We start from the raw sequence: 19840 nt of genomic DNA on the forward strand, positions 1-19840 counted from the left end.
ACCCGCGTATTCTACCGTTGTCGACGGGCAATCGCGACCATGCGGGCAAACATGCGCCGTAATTCCACCGGCACCAGCTGCGCGCCCTGCAGTTCGATGGCTTCCACCACCGCCAGCGCCATACCCGGCTTGCTGCGCCGACTGAGGGCGCGTTCGATAATACGGGTGGCCGGGGTGTGCTTGTCGTGGATCTGGGCTTCCTGGCGAAACACCGACTCCAGCCCCCTGTCGAACAGATAATGTTCGATATCGAGCCGCGGCAACACGGTCAGATGATCTTCCTCCCGCTCGCCGCGCAACATGCTGCGTACGCCCTGGGCATATTTCTGGCCCGCTTCGTCACCATCGGTCAGCAGATGCCAACCGATGCCGAAATCCCGCGCCACCTTGATAAGCGGACTGTGGCCACACTGGGCAAACTCTATGATACGAATGCCCTCTGCGGGCAAGACATAACCACAGATGCGGGCCAGTTCGTTCAACAGCCAGATCTCGGTTTCTCCCTCCACCAGTAACCAGTAACGGGCAAACAGCGACATGGGCCTGTTGATGCGCACATGAAAGGCAATGCGACGCATGTCTTCGCCATTGTATTTTTCGTTGCCAATCTGGAAGCTTCTGGTTTCGTGCTCCGCCCGTACCAGCCGGCGCAGGTGATTGAGGGGAAAGGCCGACAGCAGGTCGCCGGAATTGGTGGTCACCAGTTTCTGCCCCGGAAAACGCTCCAGAATGCCCCAGGTCACCGCCAGCATGGTGGGATGCAGCCGACTTTCCGGATCTTCAATCAGCAGCATGGGCCGGGAGCCCACTTCGATGGGACGACCGCCCCGTGTTTGCAGTATGGTGCGCGCCACGGCCGACAGCGCCAGCGACAGGCCGCTTTCCTCCCCCATCGGCTGCCAGTCGTTCAGCTTGCCCAACTGGCTCAGGGTGACCGGGTGAATGGCGATGTCCCGCGCCCGCCGCGGCGCCCGGCTGGTGGCGCCCTGGGGGGTGAAATAATGCTCGAACAGCTGACGCACCGCGTCCAGTCCGGCCTTGATATCCCGCTGGCTCAGCTCTTCTTCTTCCGCCAACTGTTCACTGAGCCGTGTCAGCAATTGCTCGTAATCGCCGTTCAGGTTGACGATGGGCAGATCCTGGGGCGTGCCGCGAGAATCACGCAGGCGGAACACCGGGTTCATTTCAATCAGATAATGCACCAGTTGGTGGGCGTCATCCCGCTCGATGGGGACACCGCCACCGTCCACAAAATCGTGTTCACTGACAATTCCCTCGGCCGTGCGCTTCGCCCGGGCCCGGTAATGTACCCGATGAAAGCTGTCTTTATGTTTGACCCACACCGGCTCCAGCCGTGCCAACCGGGCCGAATGCTCGCTGATGCCGGGTCTGTGCTCGCGATAACTGAGCACGATTTGCAGCTCGTCGATCGTCTCACCCGGCTCCGGCCGGTAAAAATCCTCGTCCACAAACTGGTAACAGCAGCCGCCCTGCCCCATCAGCCGCCACAATGCCCGAAACAGGCTGGTTTTACCCCAGGCATTCTCGCCCATCAGCGCCGTGCTCTGATTGAGCTTGAGCGACAGCTGATTAAGGCCCATGAAGTTTCTGATCTGAATATGCTCGAGAAACATGCGCTATCCTCGGTGATCAGCGGCCGTACCGATCAGTTGCGATACAACACCTTGATCAGATGATAGCCGAAACGGGTTTTCACCGGTCCCTGAATGGCCAGCTCGGGGCCGCTGAACACCGCCTTGTCGAACGGCCCCACCATATCACCCTTGTTGAATTCGCCCAGGTCGCCACCGCGCTTGCCGGAAGGACAGGTGGAATGTTTTTTGGCGAGTTTGTGAAAGTCGCCGCCCTTGTCCAGCTGTTGTTTGATCGCCAGGCATTCGGCTTCGGTTTTTACCAGTATATGCAGGGCACAGGCACGTTTTGCCATGAGAGATTCTCTTGAAAGGAAAGTAGTCACTGCAGTGTGCCAAAATGCGAGGAGAGTCACCAGTTCGGGTGAAGATAAGAATGCGTCATGCCCGCGAAGGCGGGCATCCAGTAAACACAGCACAGGTTCAAACCCGGTGCAAATATCATGGACTCCCGCCTGCGCGGGAGTGACGGATGACTTACGCTACCGCCAGCGCGACCGTGTCGGCGTGGGTCTGCACCAGTTCGTCGTGCAGCGACACCACCGCCTGCTCGTAGTATTCGTCATCGACGATAAACTGCATTTCCACCGCCCGCAGCGACTGATGTACGGCTCGCACCGGCACCTCGGCTCTGTTCAAGGCCGCCACCGAGCGGGCCAGCAGACCCGGAATGCTCATGTTGCTGCCCACCGCCGACACCAGTGACACCTTGTGGGTGTTAACATCGGCGTTGTCGAATCGGTGTTGCAGGGCGCTGACCAGAGTGCGTACCGTTTTACGGTTGCCGGACACATAATAGGTCAGGGTGTTGGCGTTCATGTCCTTGGCCACCAGATTCAGCTTCATGCGATCCAGCTCGTCGGTGAAACACTCGGCATAGTGCGAGACCCGGCCCACCATGTCCTGATCGAACAGCTCGACCGCAAACAGATTGCGGCGACCGGCCACCATTTCCACGCAGGGTGCGGGACTACGATAGTCGGTGGTGATCAGGGTGCCTTCGTGATCCGGTTCGAAGGTATTGCGTACCCGCAACGGAATATCCTGCTGACGCAGGCCCTTGGCGGCCTGGGGATGAATGGCTTCCATCCCCAGGTTGGACAGCTGATCGGTCACGTCGTAGTTGGTGCGACCGAGAGGGATCACCTGCTCTTCGCCCGCCAGTCGCGGATCGGCACTGCTCAGGTGAAATTCCTTGTGTATGATGGCCTCGCGGGCGCCGCTCAGCACCGCCAGCCGGCTGAAGGTCATTTCGCTGTAACCCCGGTCGAAGCGGCTCATCAGCCCTTCCTTACAATGGGCATAGCCGGTCACCACCGGCAACTGGCTGGACAGTTCGACGCGCTCCAGTGCCTGCTCCAGCACCTGATCCAGCGGCAGTGTCTCGTCGGTGCGCCAGCCGGTCAAATCCATTAATACCGCATTGACGCCACTCTGACGCAGATACAACACCATGTTGTGGGCACTGTGCGCCTCCCCCATGGCCGCCAGCAGCTCGCGAACGGTCTGCAACTGCTCGGCCAGCTGAAACTGGCCAAAGGCACAGACCTGGCGCAGGTGATGCAAACAGTCGCGAATGCCGGCGATACGATCGTGCAAAAAAGCGTCCGCCAGGGCGCGCTCGGGGCTCAGGCCAAACATGTCCTTGTTGATCTGGGCCATACGGTTACTGACATTATCCAGCGTCTGTTCCCAGGCACTGTCGTCTTCCGCATCCGCAAAGGTCGCATACACGCCGGGAGCGCCGGTGCGTTTGCATTCCAGCAGGCCATCGGTAATACCACCGAACGCCGATACCACCAGCATGCGCTGATAGTATTCGCCGGACTTGCGTTTATGCAGCACTATATTATCCCGCACCGCCTGATACTGACTCATCGAGGTGCCGCCAATTTTTTCTACTGTGTGTAACACTTTACATTCCCTTAATATTTTTATTGGATGCTTGCCGTGTTCGCACATTTTCAGTGGGCCTGGGATCCCGATGCCTATCTGCAAACGAGGCCCTGCCCAGTGAAAATGTCCGGAGCGGGGGCCGGGCCCCCGCCGGGTCATCAACCGTCGATGGCTTCCGCTTCCAGCGGATAAACGCCGTCGGCGTCGTGCACTTCCTTGCCGGTCAGCGGCGGGTTGAACACGCAGGCCATTTTCATGTCTTCACTGCCGCCCCGCAGCAGGTGCTCGTCGTGCTTATCGAGAACATAGAGGGTGCCCGCTTCAATGGGGTAGATCTTGCCGGTGGCCAGATCCTTGATTTCGCCATTGCCGCTCATGCAATACACCGACTCCAGGTGGTTCTGGTAGTGAATGTGGGTCTCGGTGTTGGCATAGATGGTGGTAATGTGAAACGAGAAGCCCATGTTGTCGCCTTTCAGCAACATGCGGGTGCTGTCCCAGGTGCCGGTTTCGGACTCGATGAAACGTTCGTTTTTTTCACATTCGGCAAGAGTACGTACTATCATGGTATTCCTTTCTTTTGTTCTGTTTTGTCCGCCGGGGCGGACAGTGAAAATCAATTTGCAGGTAAAGCGGCAACAGGGTTGCCTCATCCGCCACGCTGCAAGCACATCCTTGTGGCGCTCAACAAATGCCATCCCTGGCATTTGACGGGCGGCTGAGGCAATCCCTGCAGCCCCTTCTTGGCCTCCAAGTCATCGATTGCGACGACTCAACTGCTAGATAAGGCTTAAGACGCCTTCTTCAGGCGTTCGCTTGCGGTCTCGACAATGGATTCTTCCAGCCAGTCCAGCCCCTGGGTCAGCTCGGCCTCGGTGATGATCAGCGGGCACAGGCACTTCACCACTTCGTCGTTGGGGCCTGCGGTTTCAATGATCAGGCCGCGCTCGAAGCACTTGGAGGTGATCACATCGGCGATATCGCCATCGCGGCAGGCGATACCCTGCATCATGCCCCGGCCTTTCACCTTCACGAACAACTGCGGGAAGCGGTCGACCATGGCCTGCATGCGTGTGGTCAGCAACTCGCCCTTGGCCCGCACTTCGCCGGCGAAGACGTCGTCTTGCCAGAAGGTTTCCAGCGCCTTGCGTGCGGTAACGAAAGCATGGTTATTGCCACGGAAGGTACCGTTGTGTTCGCCCGGCTCCCACTGATCCAGCTCGGGACGCATCAGCACCAGCGCAAACGGCAGACCCATGCCACTCAGCGACTTGGACAGGGTGATGATGTCCGGCTTGATGCCGGCCGGCTCGAAGCTGAAGAAGGTGCCGGTACGGCCGCAACCGGCCTGAATGTCATCGGCAATCAACAGAATGTCATGCTGGCGGCAGATTTTCTCCAGACGCTGCAGCCATTCCATCGAGGCCGCATTAAGGCCACCCTCGCCCTGTACTACCTCAAACAGAACGGCGGCAGGCTTGTCTAGGCCACTGGAGTTGTCGTTGAGCATGGTTTCGAACAGCAGCAGGCTGTCTTCACCGGCACCGGTGTAACCGTCGTACGGGAGACGGGTGACGTTGGCCAGTACGGTACCGGCACCACCACGGTGATGCTGGTTACCGGTGGCGGCCAGGGCGCCCAGGCTGACGCCATGGAAACCGTTGGTGAAGGCCACTATGTTCTCCCGGCCGGTCACCTTGCGCGCCAGCTTCATCGCCGCTTCCACCGCGTTGGTGCCGGTGGGGCCGGTAAACTGGGCCACATGATCCAGGCCGCGCGGCTTGAGGATGATTTGCTGCAGGGCGGTCAGAAACGCCGCCTTGGCAGAGGTATGCATATCCAGGCCATGGGCGATGCCATCTGCCTGAATATATTCAATCAGTGCCTCCTTCAATACCGGGTGGTTATGGCCGTAGTTGAGGGTACCGGCACCGGCAAGAAAGTCCAGATAGCGCTTGCCACTCTGGTCGTGCAGCCAGACACCCTGAGCCTTGTTAAAGGTCACCGGAAAAGAGCGGGCGTAGGTTTGTACACTGGATTCCATTACATCAAAAATACTCATCTCGACTCCTTAAAGTCCTGAGTTCAAATCTAAAAATATAAAATTCGAAAAATGCTGAGGGTCGGCCGACAGCAATCAGCCGAGCGCAATGCGGTAGAGAATTTCGCTGCTGCTGCCACCGTTGAAGTGACGCTGCTGATCGAACAGCACCTGGCGCACGCCCTGCCCTGTGCCCTGGCTGCGGGCCAGGCTTTCAAACAGTCCCCAGGAAGGGGCATTGTCGGCGGTGATGGTGGTTTCGACGTGGGTGACGTCGGCACAGGCATGCGATCCCAACAGGGTATCGAGCAGGGTGCGACCCAGCCCTTCACCACGGGCGCGTTTATCTATGGCTACCTGCCAGACAAACAAGGTGTTTGGCTCGGCAGGTTTACGGTAGGCAGAGATAAACCCCAGCAGTGTGCCGTCTTCGTCTTCGGCCAACATACAGGTGTCGGCAAAGTGCAGGCATTGCAGCAGATTACAATAGGTGGAATTGGTATCCAGGGGTTTACAGCGGGCAATCAGGCTATTCACCTCATGACCGTCGGTAGACGTGGGATGGCGCAACAATAGTTGCAAATCAATGGTCGTGTCCGTGTCGCTAGCAATCATTTATAGTCCTAAACTGTTTTAGTTAGTGGGCTAAGTAAAAAACCCTTATTAACCTAACAAAGCATTGATAAATTGCAACCTGATCTCGATTAAATTAATTTGAACAGCATGTATTTTACCGTCGTAATGTGACCAATACCGCCGGTGAAAAGCCACGAACGAAACCTCCCCCGCCCAGTCACGGCCCGCCTGAACGGAAGATTAACGACCTCACAGGCTCGCTTCATGGCGAGCTGCTACTATCAATGCAGTGGCGATGCTGTTATCACCACCTTGTCAGACTAAATCGGATACACACTATGAGTACGAAAGAAACAGGAACCGTAAAATGGTTCAACGAGGAGAAAGGCTTCGGATTCATCACCCGGGCTTCCGGGCCGGATCTGTTTGTGCACTTTTCCTCCATACAGGGCGATGGTTTCAAAACCCTGCAGGAAGGTCAGCCGGTCACTTTTGTCGTCACCCAGGGCAAGAAAGGGCCTCAAGCCGAAGAAGTAGAGCTGGCTTGACCCTTACCAGGCGGCACCTGGTGCCGCCTGAGTCACTCTTTGAATGCCGCTCGTTATTTGAACACCCGTCATTATTTGAACACCCGTCATCATCGGGTTATCCTGCCCCGACCAGGTTTTTGAGTCTTTCACCTCCAGTCGGTACCCCATGACCAGATTATTTATATCCCTCTGTTTTTTTATTCTGTCCTTGCCCGTTCTCGCCCAGACCGACGCCGCCTCCGCCACCACAGAAGAAACCATGGTAGAAGAGCGCATTCCGCTCACGCCCTTTATGGAACGCTATATGCTGGATGAGCTGAAGGCGTTGCGCAGCGAAATGGCCCGCTTTCAGATCCACGTCACCGACGAAGTGGTACAAAAGGAACTGGCGGTAGCCGACAAGGCCATGAGCTACGCCAACGTGACCGTGACCTATTTTTTCTATCTGCTGGCGGGCGCCGCCTCGGTACTGGCCATTGTCGGCTGGCAATCGTTGCGGGAACTGAAAAAGACCGCCCGGGAATATGCCGAAACCGAAATGAAGAAAATCACCAATACCTACGAACACAAGCTGAAGCAGATAGAACGCGAATTGCAGCGAAAAACCAAGGTTATTGCGGAGAACTACCGGGAAATAGAACGATTCCAGGAAATTCACGGCCTCTGGCTGCGTGCCAGTCAGGAGCAGAGTCCCCAGGCGAAAATCGATATCTACGATCAGATCCTGGACATCAAACCCGGCGATCTCGATGCCCTCACCCACAAGGCCGATGCGGCCCTGATGATGAACGAGCGCCAGTGGGCGCTGAGTCTGTGTAACCGGGTACTGCAGGTGGATCAGCAAAATGCGCACGCCCTGTATCAGCGGGCCTGTGCCCATGCGGGCGTGGGTAACGAGGATCAGGCGTTGTCCGATCTGGAGCTGGCGGTGCAGAGTAATGTACACCTGCGTAGCGTGGCGGCCGATGACGAGGAATTCGACCCGCTGCGCCAGCACCCGCGCTTTATCGAGCTGACCAGTGACAGCTCGGAGCAAAGCGGCGTAGACAGTGACGCCGAAGTCAAAAAACAGGCATGAAAAATTTTTCAATAACACGTGAAAAAAATTGATTTTGCATACCGGAAGCCAGTGCCATACTTTGCGCGAATCATAGAGCCACATAGAGTGAGAATGAACATGAGCTTTGAGTCAACCAAGCCGTTTCAGGACTTCGCCCATTTTCCTCGCGGTCTGCGTCGTTGTGGCGAGTTTACCGTTGCGGAAGCCCAACTGCTTGAACAATCCGGCCACGCCATGCTCGCGCTGTATACCGGGCAACGGGCACCGAATTGCGATGACGAGCAACGTTTTTTTGAACAGGTGCAACAAGGTTCAGCGTCGGAAAGCCGCCATGCCAAGGTCTGGTTGAAATACCTGAAAGTCATCGGCCCCAAGCGTGTACACCGCCTCTGTTCGCCCATGGCGGCGGCCAGCGGCGACGACGACTACGAACCGGCAGAAGACACCGCCGAATAACCTGCTGCGCATCGAGTCGCCCGTATCATGTCGTCAACAAGGCCGGCACCACGCCGGCCTTTTTGTTGCCTATGTTCCGCCTGGAACCACGCCATGCTTTGCCCGCCATCGCCACAAGATGATACTCTAACGCCAGACACAGGCATGACCCACAGCGATTAAAGACCCTACATCATGAGCGACCAAGCAGCACAGCCCACTTTTCTGTTCCACGACTACGAGACGGCAGGCATCCATCCGGCGCTGGACAGGCCGGTGCAGTTTGCCGCCATCCGCACCGACGACGAGCTGAACGAGATTGGCGAGCCGGTCATGTTCTATTGCCGGTTACCGGTCGACTACCTGCCTTCGCCCGAGGCGACACTGATCACCGGCATCACACCGCAAACCGCCCAGCAACAGGGGGTGTGCGAGGCCGAGTTTATCGCCCGCATCCACGAGCAGTTCAGCCAGGCAGGCACCTGCATTCTGGGCTACAACAATATCCGCTTCGACGATGAAGTGACCCGTTACACCCTGTATCGCAACTTCTACGACCCTTACGCCTACAGCTGGCAGCAGGGCAATTCCCGCTGGGATTTGCTGGATGTGGTGCGCACCTTCTATGCCCTGCGGCCGGACGGTATCCAGTGGCCGGAAGACGAGGACGGCAAGCCCAGCTTCAAGCTGGAGCGACTGACCGCTGCCAACGGTATCGAACACGGCAATGCCCACGACGCCCTGGCCGATGTGCGCGCCACCATCGCCCTGGCCCGATTGCTGCGCCAGGCCCAACCCAAGCTGTTCGACTATCTGTTCGAACTGCGCAGCAAGCACAAGGTGAAGGCGTTGCTGGACGTCATCAACAGCAAGCCCTTGGTGCATGTGTCCGGCATGTTTTCGGCCTGGCAGGGCTGTGCCAGCTGGATTGCGCCTCTGGCCTGGCATCCGGACAATGCCAATGCGGTGATTTGCGTCAATTTGAACATGGATCTGACGCCGCTTGTCGAGCTGACCCCGGAGCAACTGCACCAGCGGCTCTATACCAGACGGGACGATCTGGGCGAGCTGGCGCCGGTACCGGTCAAGCTGGTGCATATCAACAAATGTCCGGCTCTGGCCAAGGCGGCCGCGCTCACCGAGCAAAGAGCCGACGAACTGGGCATAGACAGGGCCCGATGCCGCCAGAGCCTGGATCTGCTGCGCCGCCATCCTGAGATCCGCGAAAAGGTGGTGGCGCTCTATCAGCTGCAACGGGATTTCCCCCCCGTCACCGATGTGGATGCGGCGCTCTATCAGGGCGGTTTTTTCAGCGCGGCAGACAAGGCCGCCATGGCCATGGTACGCAACAGTACGCCGGATGCCCTCGCCGCCCTGCCACTGCAGTTCAGTGATGCCCGCCTGCCCGAGTTGCTGTTTCGCTACCGGGCCCGCAACTACCCTCATACCCTGAGTGAACAGGAATGGCAGCGCTGGCGACAGCATTGTCAGGACAGGCTGGCCGAACTGGCCGAGCCCTACATGCACCGACTGGAACAATTGGTGATCGAGCATCAGGAAGATGAACACAAGCTGGCACTGCTGCAGGCGGTAGCCCGTTATGTTCAATCCCTTTAAGAGCCATCACATGAAACTGATTCGCGATTTTGCGGTGCTTATCGCCTGTCTTCTGGTGGGCAAGGGCATGGCGACACTCCTGCCCTTTGCCTTTCCGGGCAGCATTCTCGGTTTGCTGCTGCTGTTTTTTCTGCTCTCCACTCAGCTTATTCCGCTGGGCTGGGTCCATGACGGCGGCCATCTTATCCTGCGCCATATGGCCTTGCTGTTTATTCCGGTAGCGGCCGCTCTACTCGGGTATGTGGACGTGCTTAGCGACGGCCTGGGCTTGATTATCGGCTCCGCGCTCGGGGGCTTGGTGCTGATCCTGCTGGTGGTGGGGCGTCTCTATCAGAGGATGATGTCATGATGGTCTGGCTCGCGATGCCACTCACGGCCCTGTTTTATCTGCTGACCAGGAAACTGGCCCGCAAGGTAAAAAACCCGCTGGTCAATACCATCATGCTGCCGGCGCTGGCCATCATGGCCCTGTTGTTGCTGACCGGACAGGACTCGACCGATTACCAGACCGGCGTGAGACCACTTAGCCTGCTGCTGGAGCTGGCGGTGGTCGCCTTTGCCCTGCCACTGTACCAGCAGGCCGCCAAAATCCGCCGCCAGCTGGGGCCCATCCTGTTGTGCTGCAGCCTGTCGGTGTTGATTTCGGTAGGCACTACCCTGCTGATCGGTGGCCTGATACAGGCGGAGCCTGAATTACTGGCTTCTATCGCCACCAAATCGATTACCACGCCGCTGGCCATGAGCATCAGCCAGAGCATGGGCGGTATTCCCGCCATCGCCGCCGGGCTGGTGATCATTGTCGGCATGATGGGCGCCATCATCGGCTTTCCGCTGCTGCGGCTTGCCGGCATCCACCATCCCGAAGCCCAGGGCCTGGCCATGGGCGCCGGCGCTCACGCCATCGGCACCGGTGCCGCCGCCGACGTCGGGAACGTACAGGGCGCCTTTGCCTCGCTGGCCATGGTGGTGTGCGGTATCGCCACCGCCGTGCTGGCCCCGCCGCTGTTTCAGCTGTACCTTTGGTTGACCCATTAAGTCGAAGAGGCGCTGCCGATGACCAATGATGCACTCAAACAGGCACTCAATCAGGCACTACAGTTGCACAGGCTCGAGGATCTGTGTCGCTTCAGCCCGGAGCAGATCGCCACCCTGTTGCAAGCGACCCAGCTGGGTGAAGATGCCCTGGCGCTGGCCCTGCTACCGCTGGCCCGGCACAAGGCACAGGCACCGGTCTCCGGCTTTCGGGTGGGTGCCATCGCCATTGGCGGCTCCGGCCACTGGTATCTGGGCGCCAATATGGAAACCGGCGGCCTCCCCCTGAACTCTGCCCTGCATGCGGAGCAGGCAGCCATTGGCCATGCGGCGCTCTTTGATGAGCATCACATCGATAAAATGGTGGTCAGCGCCAGTCCCTGCGGCCACTGCCGCCAGTTCATGCAGGAGCTCAATCAAGACAGTCTCATGCTGGTACTGCCCGATGATCACTTCATGCTTGCCGAGCTGCTGCCCCATGCCTTTGGCCCGGCGGATCTGGGGCAGGCCTGCGGCATGCTCAACAGCCCGGCCGGCTCGCTTGGCCTGCAAAAGTGTCAACCACAGACGGCGCAAGACCTGGCGTGTCTGGCCGCCCTGGACGAAGCCAATGCCAGCTATGCCCCTTACAGCCACAACCGGGCCGGTGTGGCCCTGTTGCTGGACGATGGTCAGATCTGCCGCGGCCGTTACCTGGAAAATGCCGCTTTCAACCCCAGCCTGGGGCCCATGCAGCTCGCCCTGAGCCAGCTGTTTTTGCAGGACTATACCGCCGACCGGATCCGGCGCGCCTTTATCGTGGAAGCCAAAGCGGAGGTACGGCAATATGATGCCGCTGCCCGGTTGCTGAGCCGGTTGAGTGCGGTCACGCTGGAGCGGCTGGTATTGGACACAGTGAGGGGTGAGGGGGAAACGGCGTAAACCGCAACCATGCATACCCTCTTTTGTAGGGTCGACTTATTTTAGGTAAGAGTATTCGACCACAACCAGGGCACAGCCTTAAAACGGTCGAATGAATTCGGCCCTACAGGGTGTTTCCCCTCACCAGCGGGGTCAATCGGCGAAGGTTTTTCGCCCCATGAAGGAATGGCTGAGGGTGTTGCCGTCGACCAGATCCAGTTCGCCGCCGATGGGCACACCGTGGGCGATGCGGCTGACGCCAACGCCATGGCTGCGGGCAATATCGGCAATGAAATAGGCGGTTGCTTCCCCTTCCACCGTGGGGTTGGTGGCCAGGATCAGCTCTTCGAACGACTCCGTTGCCAGCCAGTCGGCCAGGTTATCCAGCCCCAGCTCTTCCGGTCCTACCCCGTCGAGCGGCGACAGATGGCCCATCAGCACGAAGTAACGCCCCTGATACTGACCGGTCTGCTCGATGGCCACCACATCGGCCGGGCTTTCGACGATACAGAGCTGGCCGCTGATGGCCCGCTTGGGGTTGGCACACAGCGGACACACTTCTTCTTCGGTGAAAGTGCGGCACTGGCGGCAATGGCCAATCTTCTCCAATGCCTGATCCAGCACATGCGCCAGGCGACGGCCACCGGCACGCTGACGCTCCAGCAGGGCAAAGGCCATCCGCTGGGCCGACTTGGGACCCACACCGGGCAGCACTTGCAGGCTCTTGATCAATTCATCCAACAGGGGGCTAAAACGCATGGGGTCACTCGGGAGATAAAAGCAGGAAACACGGGGAACAGAAAACAGAAAGCCGGGATCTTATTCCCGGCTTCATACAGGCAGCTGCCTTAAAACGGCATCTTGAAGCCCGGGGGCAGTTGCATGCCGCCGGTCAGTTCGCCCATGCGGCTCTTGTTCTGCTCTTCTACGCGGCGCACGGCATCGTTAACCGCGGCGGCCAGCAAGTCTTCGAGCAGTTCCTTGTCATCCTGCAGCAGGCTTTCGTCCAGCTCGACACGGCGTACCGAGTGGCTGCCCGCCATGGTGACCTTAACCAGGCCGGCACCGGCTTCGCCTACAACTTCCAGCTGGGCCAGCTCTTCTTGCAGCTTCTGCATTTTTTCCTGCATCTGCTGGGCCTGCTTCATGATATTGCCCATTCCACCTTTACCAAACATACATGCTCACTCTTGATTAATGGATAAATAAAGCCCGACGCTACAGCGCCATGGGCTCGATACTGTCGGTGTCGAGCACCGCCGCGAAACGCGATATGAAAAATTGTACCGCATCATCGGCCTCGATTTCATCTTTGGCGCGTGCGGTCGCCGCCTGATACAGCAATTGTTCGATTTCGAACGGGGTTTCCCCCCCCTGCTCGCCTATCTCTACCTGCAAACCGACCGGCGTCGACAGCTGGCCATTGATGGCCGCCTCCAGTTCCTGACGGGTCTTGTCGGTCAGCAGATGACGGTGCGCCGGACGCAACCAGAGCCGCCAGAGAGTCTCGTTGCGCTCCAGGGTACTGTGCATCGCCAGCTGACGCAGCAGACCACCCAGCGGCAGTTGTGCCACCAGCCGGGTCCATTCGTCCTCGGCTTCGGGCAGCAGGCTCGCCGCCTTCAGGGGCTCGGGACCCGGTTGAGAGGGAGCCGCCGTTGCCCGAATTCGGGATGAGCCGGGCCTGGGGGTGGATGCCGGCTTGTTCGCGGTACTGGCGGCCTGGGTCGGTGTCACCGCCGGCTGATGTAATGATCCCGCCGGACGGCCGACCGATGACGTCGGCGTGACCGTGACCGCCTGCTTGACACTGGGTACCCCCGTTGGCCGGGCAGCGACCGGTTCATCCTGCCAGGGCGGTGTATCCTCGTCATCCCAGGGCATGTCGTCATAGGCGTCGAGCGGCGGCAGTTCTTCTGCCCCGGTCATGACCCGAGCGTCGGGACGGCCACCGCCCTGCTCTGGCATCGAGGAGCCATTCGGCTGAGTCGGGCTCGGAGCAGGATGGGCAGAAGCCGGCATCATCGGGGGCCGAGGAACGGGGGCCGCCGATCTGGTCGGCGGCACCGCAGACAGGGTTCTGGCGGTGGCCTGATCTGGCGCGGGCCCGGTTTTCTCCGGACCTTGGGTTTTCTCCGGGCTCTGGCTACGCAACCGGTTTCGGGTTTGCAACAAGCGGCGAAGGCGGGCGACGTCGGCCGCCGCCTCGTCGATGACGATACCGTCTGTCGGCGCCAGGGCCGCGGGTGGCCGTTCAGCCGGAGGCGCTGCAGCCGTCGCTTCTGCCGCTGGCACAGGCGCAGACGAGTTCGACGTCACCGGTGAAGCGGTCGGTGAAGACAAGGCCGCTTCGTCCGGCATCGGCGCCTGCGGAGCATTTTTCTGCTCCTGAGGCTGAGGCTGAGGCTGGGGCTGGGGCTGGGGATGGGGATGGGGCTGTGCAGCATGGCCCAGGCGCCCCGCTTCGCTCAGAATTTCGTCCTGCTCCTGCCACAATCTGGCCGCCATGGCGTCATCTTCATCCACGTCTTGCGGCGCGGGGGCAGATGCTGGCGGCTCAGGCTTTTTTACGGCGGAGGCTCCGGGCCCGTCAAGCGCCACTCGCGGAGCAGCCGCGCCGGGGGTCGTGGCAACCGGCGTCTCGGGACAAAATGCCAGGGTACGCAACAGCGTCATTTCCAGCGCCGAGCGGCCATCGGGGGCGAAAGGCAGATCTTTGCGGCCCTGCAGGCAAATCTGGTAATAGAGCTGTATTTGCTCGGCCGACACCAGCGGCGCCAGCCGATTGAGCTCGGCGGCATAAGGCGACGGGGGCGCCGGTACCACCTGGGCCAGCGCCAGCTGGTGCCAGAAGCCGATCAGCTCCTTGTGAATTTGATCGTAATCCGGGCCCATGGCTGCCAGCTGGGCCACCCGTGCCAGCAAGGCCTCACCCTCTCCGGCCAGCACCGCCTCGACCAGCGCCAGCAGCTGGCTGCGGTTGAGGTTGCCCAGCATGGACTCGACCCGTTCCAGCCTGACCTCACCATTACCGAAGGCCAGCGCCTGATCGGTCAGGCTCAGGGCATCCCGCAGGCTGCCGTCGGCGGCGCGCGCCAGGGCGGCGGTCGCTTCGGGTTCGAACGGAAGCTGCTCCTGCTGCAGAATATGATGCAGCTGACCGTCGATAAGCGCAGGCTCCAGACTCTTCAGGTGGAACTGCAGACAGCGAGACAAGATGGTGATCGGCAGCTTCTGCGGATCCGTGGTGGCCAGCAGAAACTTGACGTGGGGCGGCGGCTCTTCCAGGGTTTTCAGCAGCGCATTGAAGCTGTGCCGAGAGAGCATGTGCACTTCATCGATCAGATACACCTTGAAGCGCCCGCGCGACGGCTGATACTGCACGTTGTCCAGCAGTTCGCGGGTGTCTTCCACCTTGGTGCGACTGGCCGCATCAATCTCCAGCAGGTCGATGAAACGCCCCTGCTCTATTTCCAGACAACTGGCGCATTGGCCACAAGGCTCGGAGGTGATGCCGGTGTCGCAGTTCAGCGCCTTGGCCAGCAACCGGGCGATGGAAGTCTTGCCGACCCCCCGGGTGCCGCTGAACAGATAGGCATGATGCAACCGCCCCTGTGACAGGGCGTTGACCAGCGCGGTCAGCACATGTTGCTGCCCCACCACATCGGCAAAACGCCGGGGGCGCCATTTTCTGGCGAGGACCTGATAACTCATCGTCGGTTAATGACCGTCAAACTGAACCAGGCTGCTCACCCGGATGCCCATATTGTTCAGTCGCTGCAAGCCACCCAGGGCCGGCAGGGCAATCACGAAAGCCGCGTCCTGCACTTCACCGCCACAGCGGCGCACCAGCTTGACCGCCGCTTCCACCGTGCCGCCGGTGGCCAGCAAATCGTCGATGATCAGCACCTTCTCGCCGGGCGCAATAGAATCCACATGTATTTGCAGCCGATCCTGGCCATATTCCAGATCATAAGCCACTTCAATCACTTCACGGGGCAACTTGCCGGGTTTGCGGGCCGGGATAAATCCTACCCCCAGCGCCGCCGCCACCGGGGCACCGAAGATAAAACCGCGGGCCTCGGTACCCAGCACCTTGGTGATACCGGAATGACGATACAGCTCCACCAGGGTATCAATGCTCGCCTTGAACGCCGCGGCGTTCTCCACCAGGCTGGTGATATCGCGAAAAACGATGCCTGCTTTAGGGTAATCGGGAATGGAGGCGATGCTGTCGGCAATCAGTTTCAGGGTTTCTTGTTTCATAATAAACGGGCAGCCTTGTTAGGCCCGAACACGGCGCGGGCATGGCATATAAGGTTGAATGGCGGCTAGCTTAGGGCCTAGTCTGCTTCAATGCAACCGCCGGGGGCTCGGGCACCAGGGGTAAGCGTAAAAACCACAGTAGCAGGGCCACAAATGTCAGCGCCAGCCCCACCTTGACCGGCCACAGAGGCACGATATAAATGGAAAAACCGAAGCTGAGCGCCATCATTCCCAGGGCCCGGCGCCGCACCCGGGCACGCAGGCCGCGGTGAGTCTGCCAGTCGCGGATCATGCCGCCAAACCAGGGGTGATTCACCAGCCAATGGTGTACCCGAGGCGACGACTTGCCAAACAGAAATGCCGACAACAAGACGAAAGGCGTGGTGGGCAGCACCGGCAGAAACGCCCCCAGCACCCCCAGCCCCAACGAAACACTGCCAAGCAGGGCAAACAATACGCGCATAAGGCCCTCCTTACTCTTCACTTGCTACTCTTCACCTGCCACTCTTCACCTGCCGAGCATAGCAGGATACCGCGGCCACGGGGAGCCAAAGCCGTGAGCCGCCGTCGGGCAAGAGACCGGTATCACGGAACCGCCTTCCCCGCGCCGAGTCAGGGCTCCATACCGACACTAGGCGCCCGCTCCTGCGCCCTCGGCTTGAGCCCCAGGGCAAACAGCAGCAGACCCGAAAGCAGAATCACCACGGTAATCACCAGCAGCTTGCTGTAACTGTGCTCTACGCCGAACAACGGGCCTATCAGATCGAGCCGACCGCTTTTTTCCAGAAAATAAAGCACGGCGCCGGCAAGGGCCACGGCAAAATTGACCACAAAGCTCCAACGGGCCACCTCGCGTCCGGCCAGTATGCTGAACAGTATCACCGGGGTCAGCGCCAGCGAGGCGGTGCCGCTGACCGCCACCGCATCAAACAAGTCCTTGCTGCCGACAAACACCAGTATCAGGCCGCCCAGGGCGAACAGCGCCATGGCCAGCCGACCGCTGGCGGCGGAGGGACGTCCCAACCCCATGTCCATCACCAGCAGCTTGGATGCGCTGGACAGAGTCGAATCCAGGGTGGAGGCGGCGGAAATGACCAGCGCCAGCCCCAACACCAGCATGGCCGGGGTGCCGAGCAACCGCTGCAGCGTAAGCAGCACGTCCTTGTCTTCTCCGCCCTGCAGGCCGGCAAACACCCCGAGCAGGCCGAAGGCCAGGATCAACAAGGCCGACAGCCAGAAGGCATGCATAAAACTGCGCCTGGTGGTGTCCCGGTCGGCGATAAAGCCCCGATCCGTCATCACGGGGTCATGCAAGGGGTAACTCAGCACCTGCAACAGCGCCACCAGCAGCAGTATCCAGCCCGGATTGTTTAATGCCGGGCTGCTGGTCAGCACGCCTTGCCAGTCGAACAAGGGATGCAGCAGCGCCATGCCGGCCAGCAGCACGATGAGTACCATAAGCAACCCCATCTGCAGCACATCGGTACGCAACGAAGCCCGCAGGCCGCCGGTCATGGAATAGATCAGCGTCAGCCCGGAGACCGCCAGAATAGCCCCTGTGTAAGCGCCGGAGCCCGCCACCCCGAACACCATGCCCACCACCAGCAGGTTGGCGAACACCTCGGTCAACAGCCGCAGAGAGATCAGCAGATTGAAACAGCCGCTGCCCACCCGGCCGAAACGAGCCACCAGAAAGCCCTGTATATTATGTACACCGTGGCGATAACGCAGCCGGTCGACAATCAGCCAGCCGGTGAGAAAGGAGCCGTAATAGGCGGCATAGGCCAGAGCTCCGGCAATGCCATAGACATAGCCGAGAATGGCGGCGTTCAACAGGGAGCGGGCAAAAATCCAGGTGGTCACCTGGGAGAAGGTCAGCGTCAGCAGCCCGGGCTGAGCGCCCTGCTCGTCCAGCCCGGAAAAAAAGCCGTCGGCGGTACGCACCCGAGGCGCCAGCAGCAGGCTCAGCAGCCCTACCCCGGCAAGCATAACGATGAGTATGGACACGGGAAAGTCGGCCATGCAGATCTCCTTATCATCTGGTCAGTCGTCTGAACGGTGTTGATAGGTAAAGCCTTTTACGCCTCTTTAGCCCGGCAACGCCTCCAGTTCGGCCAGCCAGTCATCCACCGAAATCGCCAGCTGGCCGGTGATCTCCAACTGGCGGTCTTCGAAGATGTCCTGGTCCGGGTGCAGCCCCTGCCAGTGCTCTATCACCGCGTCCCTGTGCCGGATCAGCGCCTCGATGTGGGGCCGGAACAGCACCAGCATGTTGCTCAGCCAGATATTCACCGGCCAGGACGGACTGGCATGATCGATAACGAAGCGGTCCAGCAGGGATATCACCGCCTCGGCCGGATACCAGCTTTCGTCGGTCACCCAGCGGTTGCAGGCGAACAGACCGGCGGGATATCCCCAAGCGTCCATGGAAATGGCGATCAGATGGGCGATGGCCTGCTCTCCCCCGGGCCAGGGTTCACTGGCCCGGGGATAATCCAGCATTTTCAGCTGCGCGGGAATGCCCGGCCCGCGCAGAAAGGTATGGAAGTGGCCGTGCTCCACCCCGCCGCCGCGATGGGCATGGTAGTAATACTGACTGTGGCTGCCTTTATCGAAGACATCGTCGAGCGGGTAATGGGTCATCTCGAAAAAAGTGCCCTGCCCCTTGAGCACTTCCCCGACGATATTGACCCCGCCTCTGGTCATCACCCGGTAACATTCCCGAATGCGGGCGCCGGCCTCACGCATCCGCTGTATGGTCTCGGGCGTCAGGCTGGCCGCCACCGGTGGTACCAGTTCGGGCAAGGGCCGAAGTGTCATTGCGGTCATAGGCTTCCTTACCGGGACTTGACGGCGCAGGGATTTTTCGCCGCACAGGGGTTGGCAGAACAAGGGTTGGCTGCACAAGGGCTCTTCACCGCACAGGGGTTGACCGCACACGGACTTTTCACCGCGCAGGGATTAGCCGCGCACGGGCGCTTTACCGCACACGGATTTTTAGCCGCGCAAGGGTTGGCTGCACAAGGACTCTTGGCGGCACAGGGATTAAAAGTAGCCTGCTCCGTTTGTACATAGGCCACCAGAGCCGCCAGCTCTTTCGAGTCCCAGGCAAGGGGCCGGGATGCCATGGGGGCGACCATGCAAATCTGGATCATCTCATCCAGATGCACCTGGCTCAAACCAAACTGACCCTGCGCCATCGCCACCGGATGGGGATAGGCCATGGCGAAACTGCCCTGGTACATCTGCTGCCCCTGGTGACAGCTGCTGCATGCCAGGCCATTGCTGCTCAGGCTGGTGTCGTTGAACAGCGCCTGCCCCAGGGTCACCAGTTCGGCCTTGTCGCCCTGGTAGGGCTGATGGCCGTCCGGGCGCTGCACGGCTTTGGCGGCACAGGGATTGACCGCCGCCGGTTTGGCCGCACAGGGGTTCTTGCTCTCGCAGGGGTTGGCCGAACACGGATTAGCCGCACACGGACTCTTCACCGCACAGGGGTTCTTGACCGCGCAGGGGTTAGCAGAACAAGGGTTGGCGGCGCAGGGATTGGCGGTGCAGGGCTTCTTGCTCATGGCTATCGGCGGTACACCAGTGGCGCCCGACTCGACGGCCTGCACCGGACCCGATAACGCCAGGGTCAGCAAGGAGGCCGACACCAGGGCGGCAACGGGAGAAAGACGAAAGTGACATTCGGACCGGGGATGAGATCGATGCATGATGAGGTTCCTCAAGATAAGTTCGTCCATGAAAGGCTCGGGGTAAAGCAGGTCTTGCCGATGGGTACCGTCGCAACAGGCTCCCCGGTTATTACAGACCGACGAACATTTTTGTCCCTCGC

At 60.0% G+C, this 19840-nt stretch carries 21 protein-coding genes; 7 read left to right on the plus strand and 14 right to left on the minus strand.

Translation table 11 applies throughout. The annotated features are described in order from the left end of the window. Nucleotides 1–11: 11 nt before the first annotated feature. From HNR62_RS08905 to ectA, 6 genes are all read right to left on the minus strand, one after another. The gene (locus HNR62_RS08905) at nt 12–1634 is read right to left on the minus strand and encodes a DUF2813 domain-containing protein (protein WP_204795732.1); all 1623 of its coding nucleotides are present in this window, start codon (nt 1632–1634) and stop codon (nt 12–14) included. 32 nt (nt 1635–1666) lie between these two features. Further along, the gene (ppiC, locus tag HNR62_RS08910) at nt 1667–1948 is read right to left on the minus strand and encodes a peptidylprolyl isomerase PpiC (RefSeq protein WP_071474009.1); all 282 of its coding nucleotides are present in this window, start codon (nt 1946–1948) and stop codon (nt 1667–1669) included. Nucleotides 1949–2129: 181 nt separating this feature from the next. Next, on the minus strand, nt 2130–3566 hold the full coding sequence (locus HNR62_RS08915; RefSeq protein WP_338044095.1) for an aspartate kinase: 1437 nt from the start codon (nt 3564–3566) through the stop codon (nt 2130–2132). Nucleotides 3567–3706: 140 nt separating this feature from the next. Next, the gene (locus HNR62_RS08920) at nt 3707–4114 is read right to left on the minus strand and encodes an ectoine synthase (protein WP_204795734.1); all 408 of its coding nucleotides are present in this window, start codon (nt 4112–4114) and stop codon (nt 3707–3709) included. Nucleotides 4115–4338: 224 nt separating this feature from the next. Next, a complete protein-coding gene (ectB, locus tag HNR62_RS08925; RefSeq protein ID WP_204795735.1) occupies nt 4339–5610 on the minus strand; it encodes a diaminobutyrate--2-oxoglutarate transaminase in 1272 nt (423 codons plus the stop codon). A gap of 75 nt (nt 5611–5685) precedes the next feature. Then, nucleotides 5686–6204, minus strand: a complete 519-nt coding sequence (gene ectA, locus HNR62_RS08930) for a diaminobutyrate acetyltransferase (protein ID WP_204795736.1) — start codon at nt 6202–6204, stop codon at nt 5686–5688. Nucleotides 6205–6503: 299 nt separating this feature from the next. On the opposite strand from ectA, the gene HNR62_RS08935 reads away from it, so the two are divergent. From HNR62_RS08935 to cdd, 7 genes are all read left to right on the plus strand, one after another. Beyond that, nucleotides 6504–6713 (plus strand): cold-shock protein, encoded by a 210-nt coding sequence (locus HNR62_RS08935; RefSeq protein ID WP_104487633.1) that lies wholly within the window; start codon nt 6504–6506, stop codon nt 6711–6713. A gap of 148 nt (nt 6714–6861) precedes the next feature. Beyond that, on the plus strand, nt 6862–7773 hold the full coding sequence (locus HNR62_RS08940) for a tetratricopeptide repeat protein (RefSeq protein ID WP_239552701.1): 912 nt from the start codon (nt 6862–6864) through the stop codon (nt 7771–7773). Between the two features lie 99 nt (nt 7774–7872). After that, on the plus strand, nt 7873–8211 hold the full coding sequence (locus HNR62_RS08945) for a MaoP family protein (protein WP_204795737.1): 339 nt from the start codon (nt 7873–7875) through the stop codon (nt 8209–8211). Nucleotides 8212–8385: 174 nt separating this feature from the next. Then, a complete protein-coding gene (sbcB, locus tag HNR62_RS08950; RefSeq protein WP_204795738.1) occupies nt 8386–9807 on the plus strand; it encodes an exodeoxyribonuclease I in 1422 nt (473 codons plus the stop codon). Nucleotides 9808–9817: 10 nt separating this feature from the next. Then, nucleotides 9818–10156: a CidA/LrgA family protein gene (locus HNR62_RS08955; protein ID WP_204795739.1), complete on the plus strand. Its 339-nt coding sequence runs from the start codon at nt 9818–9820 to the stop codon at nt 10154–10156. Then, nucleotides 10153–10842 (plus strand): LrgB family protein, encoded by a 690-nt coding sequence (locus tag HNR62_RS08960; protein WP_204795740.1) that lies wholly within the window; start codon nt 10153–10155, stop codon nt 10840–10842. Before HNR62_RS08955 ends, HNR62_RS08960 begins: the two co-directional genes overlap by 4 nt. Nucleotides 10843–10860: 18 nt before the next feature. Then, complete coding sequence (gene cdd / locus HNR62_RS08965) at nt 10861–11760, plus strand: cytidine deaminase (protein ID WP_204795741.1); 900 nt, start codon at nt 10861–10863, stop codon at nt 11758–11760. A gap of 132 nt (nt 11761–11892) precedes the next feature. On the opposite strand, the gene recR is transcribed toward cdd, so the two are convergent. The 8 genes from recR to HNR62_RS09005 form a co-directional block, all read right to left on the minus strand. Next, nucleotides 11893–12498, minus strand: a complete 606-nt coding sequence (gene recR / locus HNR62_RS08970) for a recombination mediator RecR (protein WP_204795742.1) — start codon at nt 12496–12498, stop codon at nt 11893–11895. 89 nt (nt 12499–12587) lie between these two features. Then, nucleotides 12588–12917, minus strand: coding sequence for a YbaB/EbfC family nucleoid-associated protein (locus HNR62_RS08975; RefSeq protein WP_204795743.1), 330 nt, complete (start codon nt 12915–12917; stop codon nt 12588–12590). A gap of 40 nt (nt 12918–12957) precedes the next feature. Further along, a complete protein-coding gene (dnaX, locus tag HNR62_RS08980) occupies nt 12958–15453 on the minus strand; it encodes a DNA polymerase III subunit gamma/tau (protein WP_204795744.1) in 2496 nt (831 codons plus the stop codon). A gap of 6 nt (nt 15454–15459) precedes the next feature. Continuing rightward, a complete protein-coding gene (gene apt / locus HNR62_RS08985; protein WP_204795745.1) occupies nt 15460–16005 on the minus strand; it encodes an adenine phosphoribosyltransferase in 546 nt (181 codons plus the stop codon). A gap of 70 nt (nt 16006–16075) precedes the next feature. Beyond that, nucleotides 16076–16468, minus strand: coding sequence for a YbaN family protein (locus HNR62_RS08990; protein WP_204795746.1), 393 nt, complete (start codon nt 16466–16468; stop codon nt 16076–16078). 149 nt (nt 16469–16617) lie between these two features. Then, on the minus strand, nt 16618–18027 hold the full coding sequence (locus HNR62_RS08995; RefSeq protein WP_204795747.1) for a sodium:solute symporter family transporter: 1410 nt from the start codon (nt 18025–18027) through the stop codon (nt 16618–16620). A gap of 66 nt (nt 18028–18093) precedes the next feature. Further along, complete coding sequence (locus HNR62_RS09000) at nt 18094–18834, minus strand: DUF6969 family protein (RefSeq protein WP_204795748.1); 741 nt, start codon at nt 18832–18834, stop codon at nt 18094–18096. Between the two features lie 8 nt (nt 18835–18842). Further along, on the minus strand, nt 18843–19718 hold the full coding sequence (locus tag HNR62_RS09005) for a c-type cytochrome (RefSeq protein WP_204795749.1): 876 nt from the start codon (nt 19716–19718) through the stop codon (nt 18843–18845). Nucleotides 19719–19840 lie beyond the last annotated feature (122 nt).

Source organism: Oceanisphaera litoralis, assembly GCF_016907015.1.
GTDB classification, from domain to species: domain Bacteria; phylum Pseudomonadota; class Gammaproteobacteria; order Enterobacterales; family Aeromonadaceae; genus Oceanimonas; species Oceanimonas litoralis.

Excerpts from the sequence above, each read along its gene's own strand:
- HNR62_RS08935 (WP_104487633.1), top strand. The coding sequence starts at position 6,504 with ATGAGTACGAAAGAAACAGGAACCGTAAAATGGTTCAACGAGGAGAAA.
- ectA (WP_204795736.1), bottom strand. The coding sequence starts at position 6,204 with ATGATTGCTAGCGACACGGACACGACCATTGATTTGCAACTATTGTTG.
- sbcB (WP_204795738.1), top strand. The coding sequence starts at position 8,386 with ATGAGCGACCAAGCAGCACAGCCCACTTTTCTGTTCCACGACTACGAG.
- apt (WP_204795745.1), bottom strand. The coding sequence starts at position 16,005 with ATGAAACAAGAAACCCTGAAACTGATTGCCGACAGCATCGCCTCCATT.
- HNR62_RS08920 (WP_204795734.1), bottom strand. The coding sequence starts at position 4,114 with ATGATAGTACGTACTCTTGCCGAATGTGAAAAAAACGAACGTTTCATC.
- HNR62_RS08940 (WP_239552701.1), top strand. The coding sequence starts at position 6,862 with ATGACCAGATTATTTATATCCCTCTGTTTTTTTATTCTGTCCTTGCCC.
- recR (WP_204795742.1), bottom strand. The coding sequence starts at position 12,498 with ATGCGTTTTAGCCCCCTGTTGGATGAATTGATCAAGAGCCTGCAAGTG.
- HNR62_RS08955 (WP_204795739.1), top strand. The coding sequence starts at position 9,818 with ATGAAACTGATTCGCGATTTTGCGGTGCTTATCGCCTGTCTTCTGGTG.
- HNR62_RS08995 (WP_204795747.1), bottom strand. The coding sequence starts at position 18,027 with ATGGCCGACTTTCCCGTGTCCATACTCATCGTTATGCTTGCCGGGGTA.
- HNR62_RS09000 (WP_204795748.1), bottom strand. The coding sequence starts at position 18,834 with ATGACCGCAATGACACTTCGGCCCTTGCCCGAACTGGTACCACCGGTG.
- HNR62_RS08975 (WP_204795743.1), bottom strand. The coding sequence starts at position 12,917 with ATGTTTGGTAAAGGTGGAATGGGCAATATCATGAAGCAGGCCCAGCAG.
- cdd (WP_204795741.1), top strand. The coding sequence starts at position 10,861 with ATGACCAATGATGCACTCAAACAGGCACTCAATCAGGCACTACAGTTG.
- ectB (WP_204795735.1), bottom strand. The coding sequence starts at position 5,610 with ATGAGTATTTTTGATGTAATGGAATCCAGTGTACAAACCTACGCCCGC.
- HNR62_RS08990 (WP_204795746.1), bottom strand. The coding sequence starts at position 16,468 with ATGCGCGTATTGTTTGCCCTGCTTGGCAGTGTTTCGTTGGGGCTGGGG.
- dnaX (WP_204795744.1), bottom strand. The coding sequence starts at position 15,453 with ATGAGTTATCAGGTCCTCGCCAGAAAATGGCGCCCCCGGCGTTTTGCC.
- ppiC (WP_071474009.1), bottom strand. The coding sequence starts at position 1,948 with ATGGCAAAACGTGCCTGTGCCCTGCATATACTGGTAAAAACCGAAGCC.
- HNR62_RS08905 (WP_204795732.1), bottom strand. The coding sequence starts at position 1,634 with ATGTTTCTCGAGCATATTCAGATCAGAAACTTCATGGGCCTTAATCAG.
- HNR62_RS08960 (WP_204795740.1), top strand. The coding sequence starts at position 10,153 with ATGATGGTCTGGCTCGCGATGCCACTCACGGCCCTGTTTTATCTGCTG.
- HNR62_RS09005 (WP_204795749.1), bottom strand. The coding sequence starts at position 19,718 with ATGCATCGATCTCATCCCCGGTCCGAATGTCACTTTCGTCTTTCTCCC.
- HNR62_RS08945 (WP_204795737.1), top strand. The coding sequence starts at position 7,873 with ATGAGCTTTGAGTCAACCAAGCCGTTTCAGGACTTCGCCCATTTTCCT.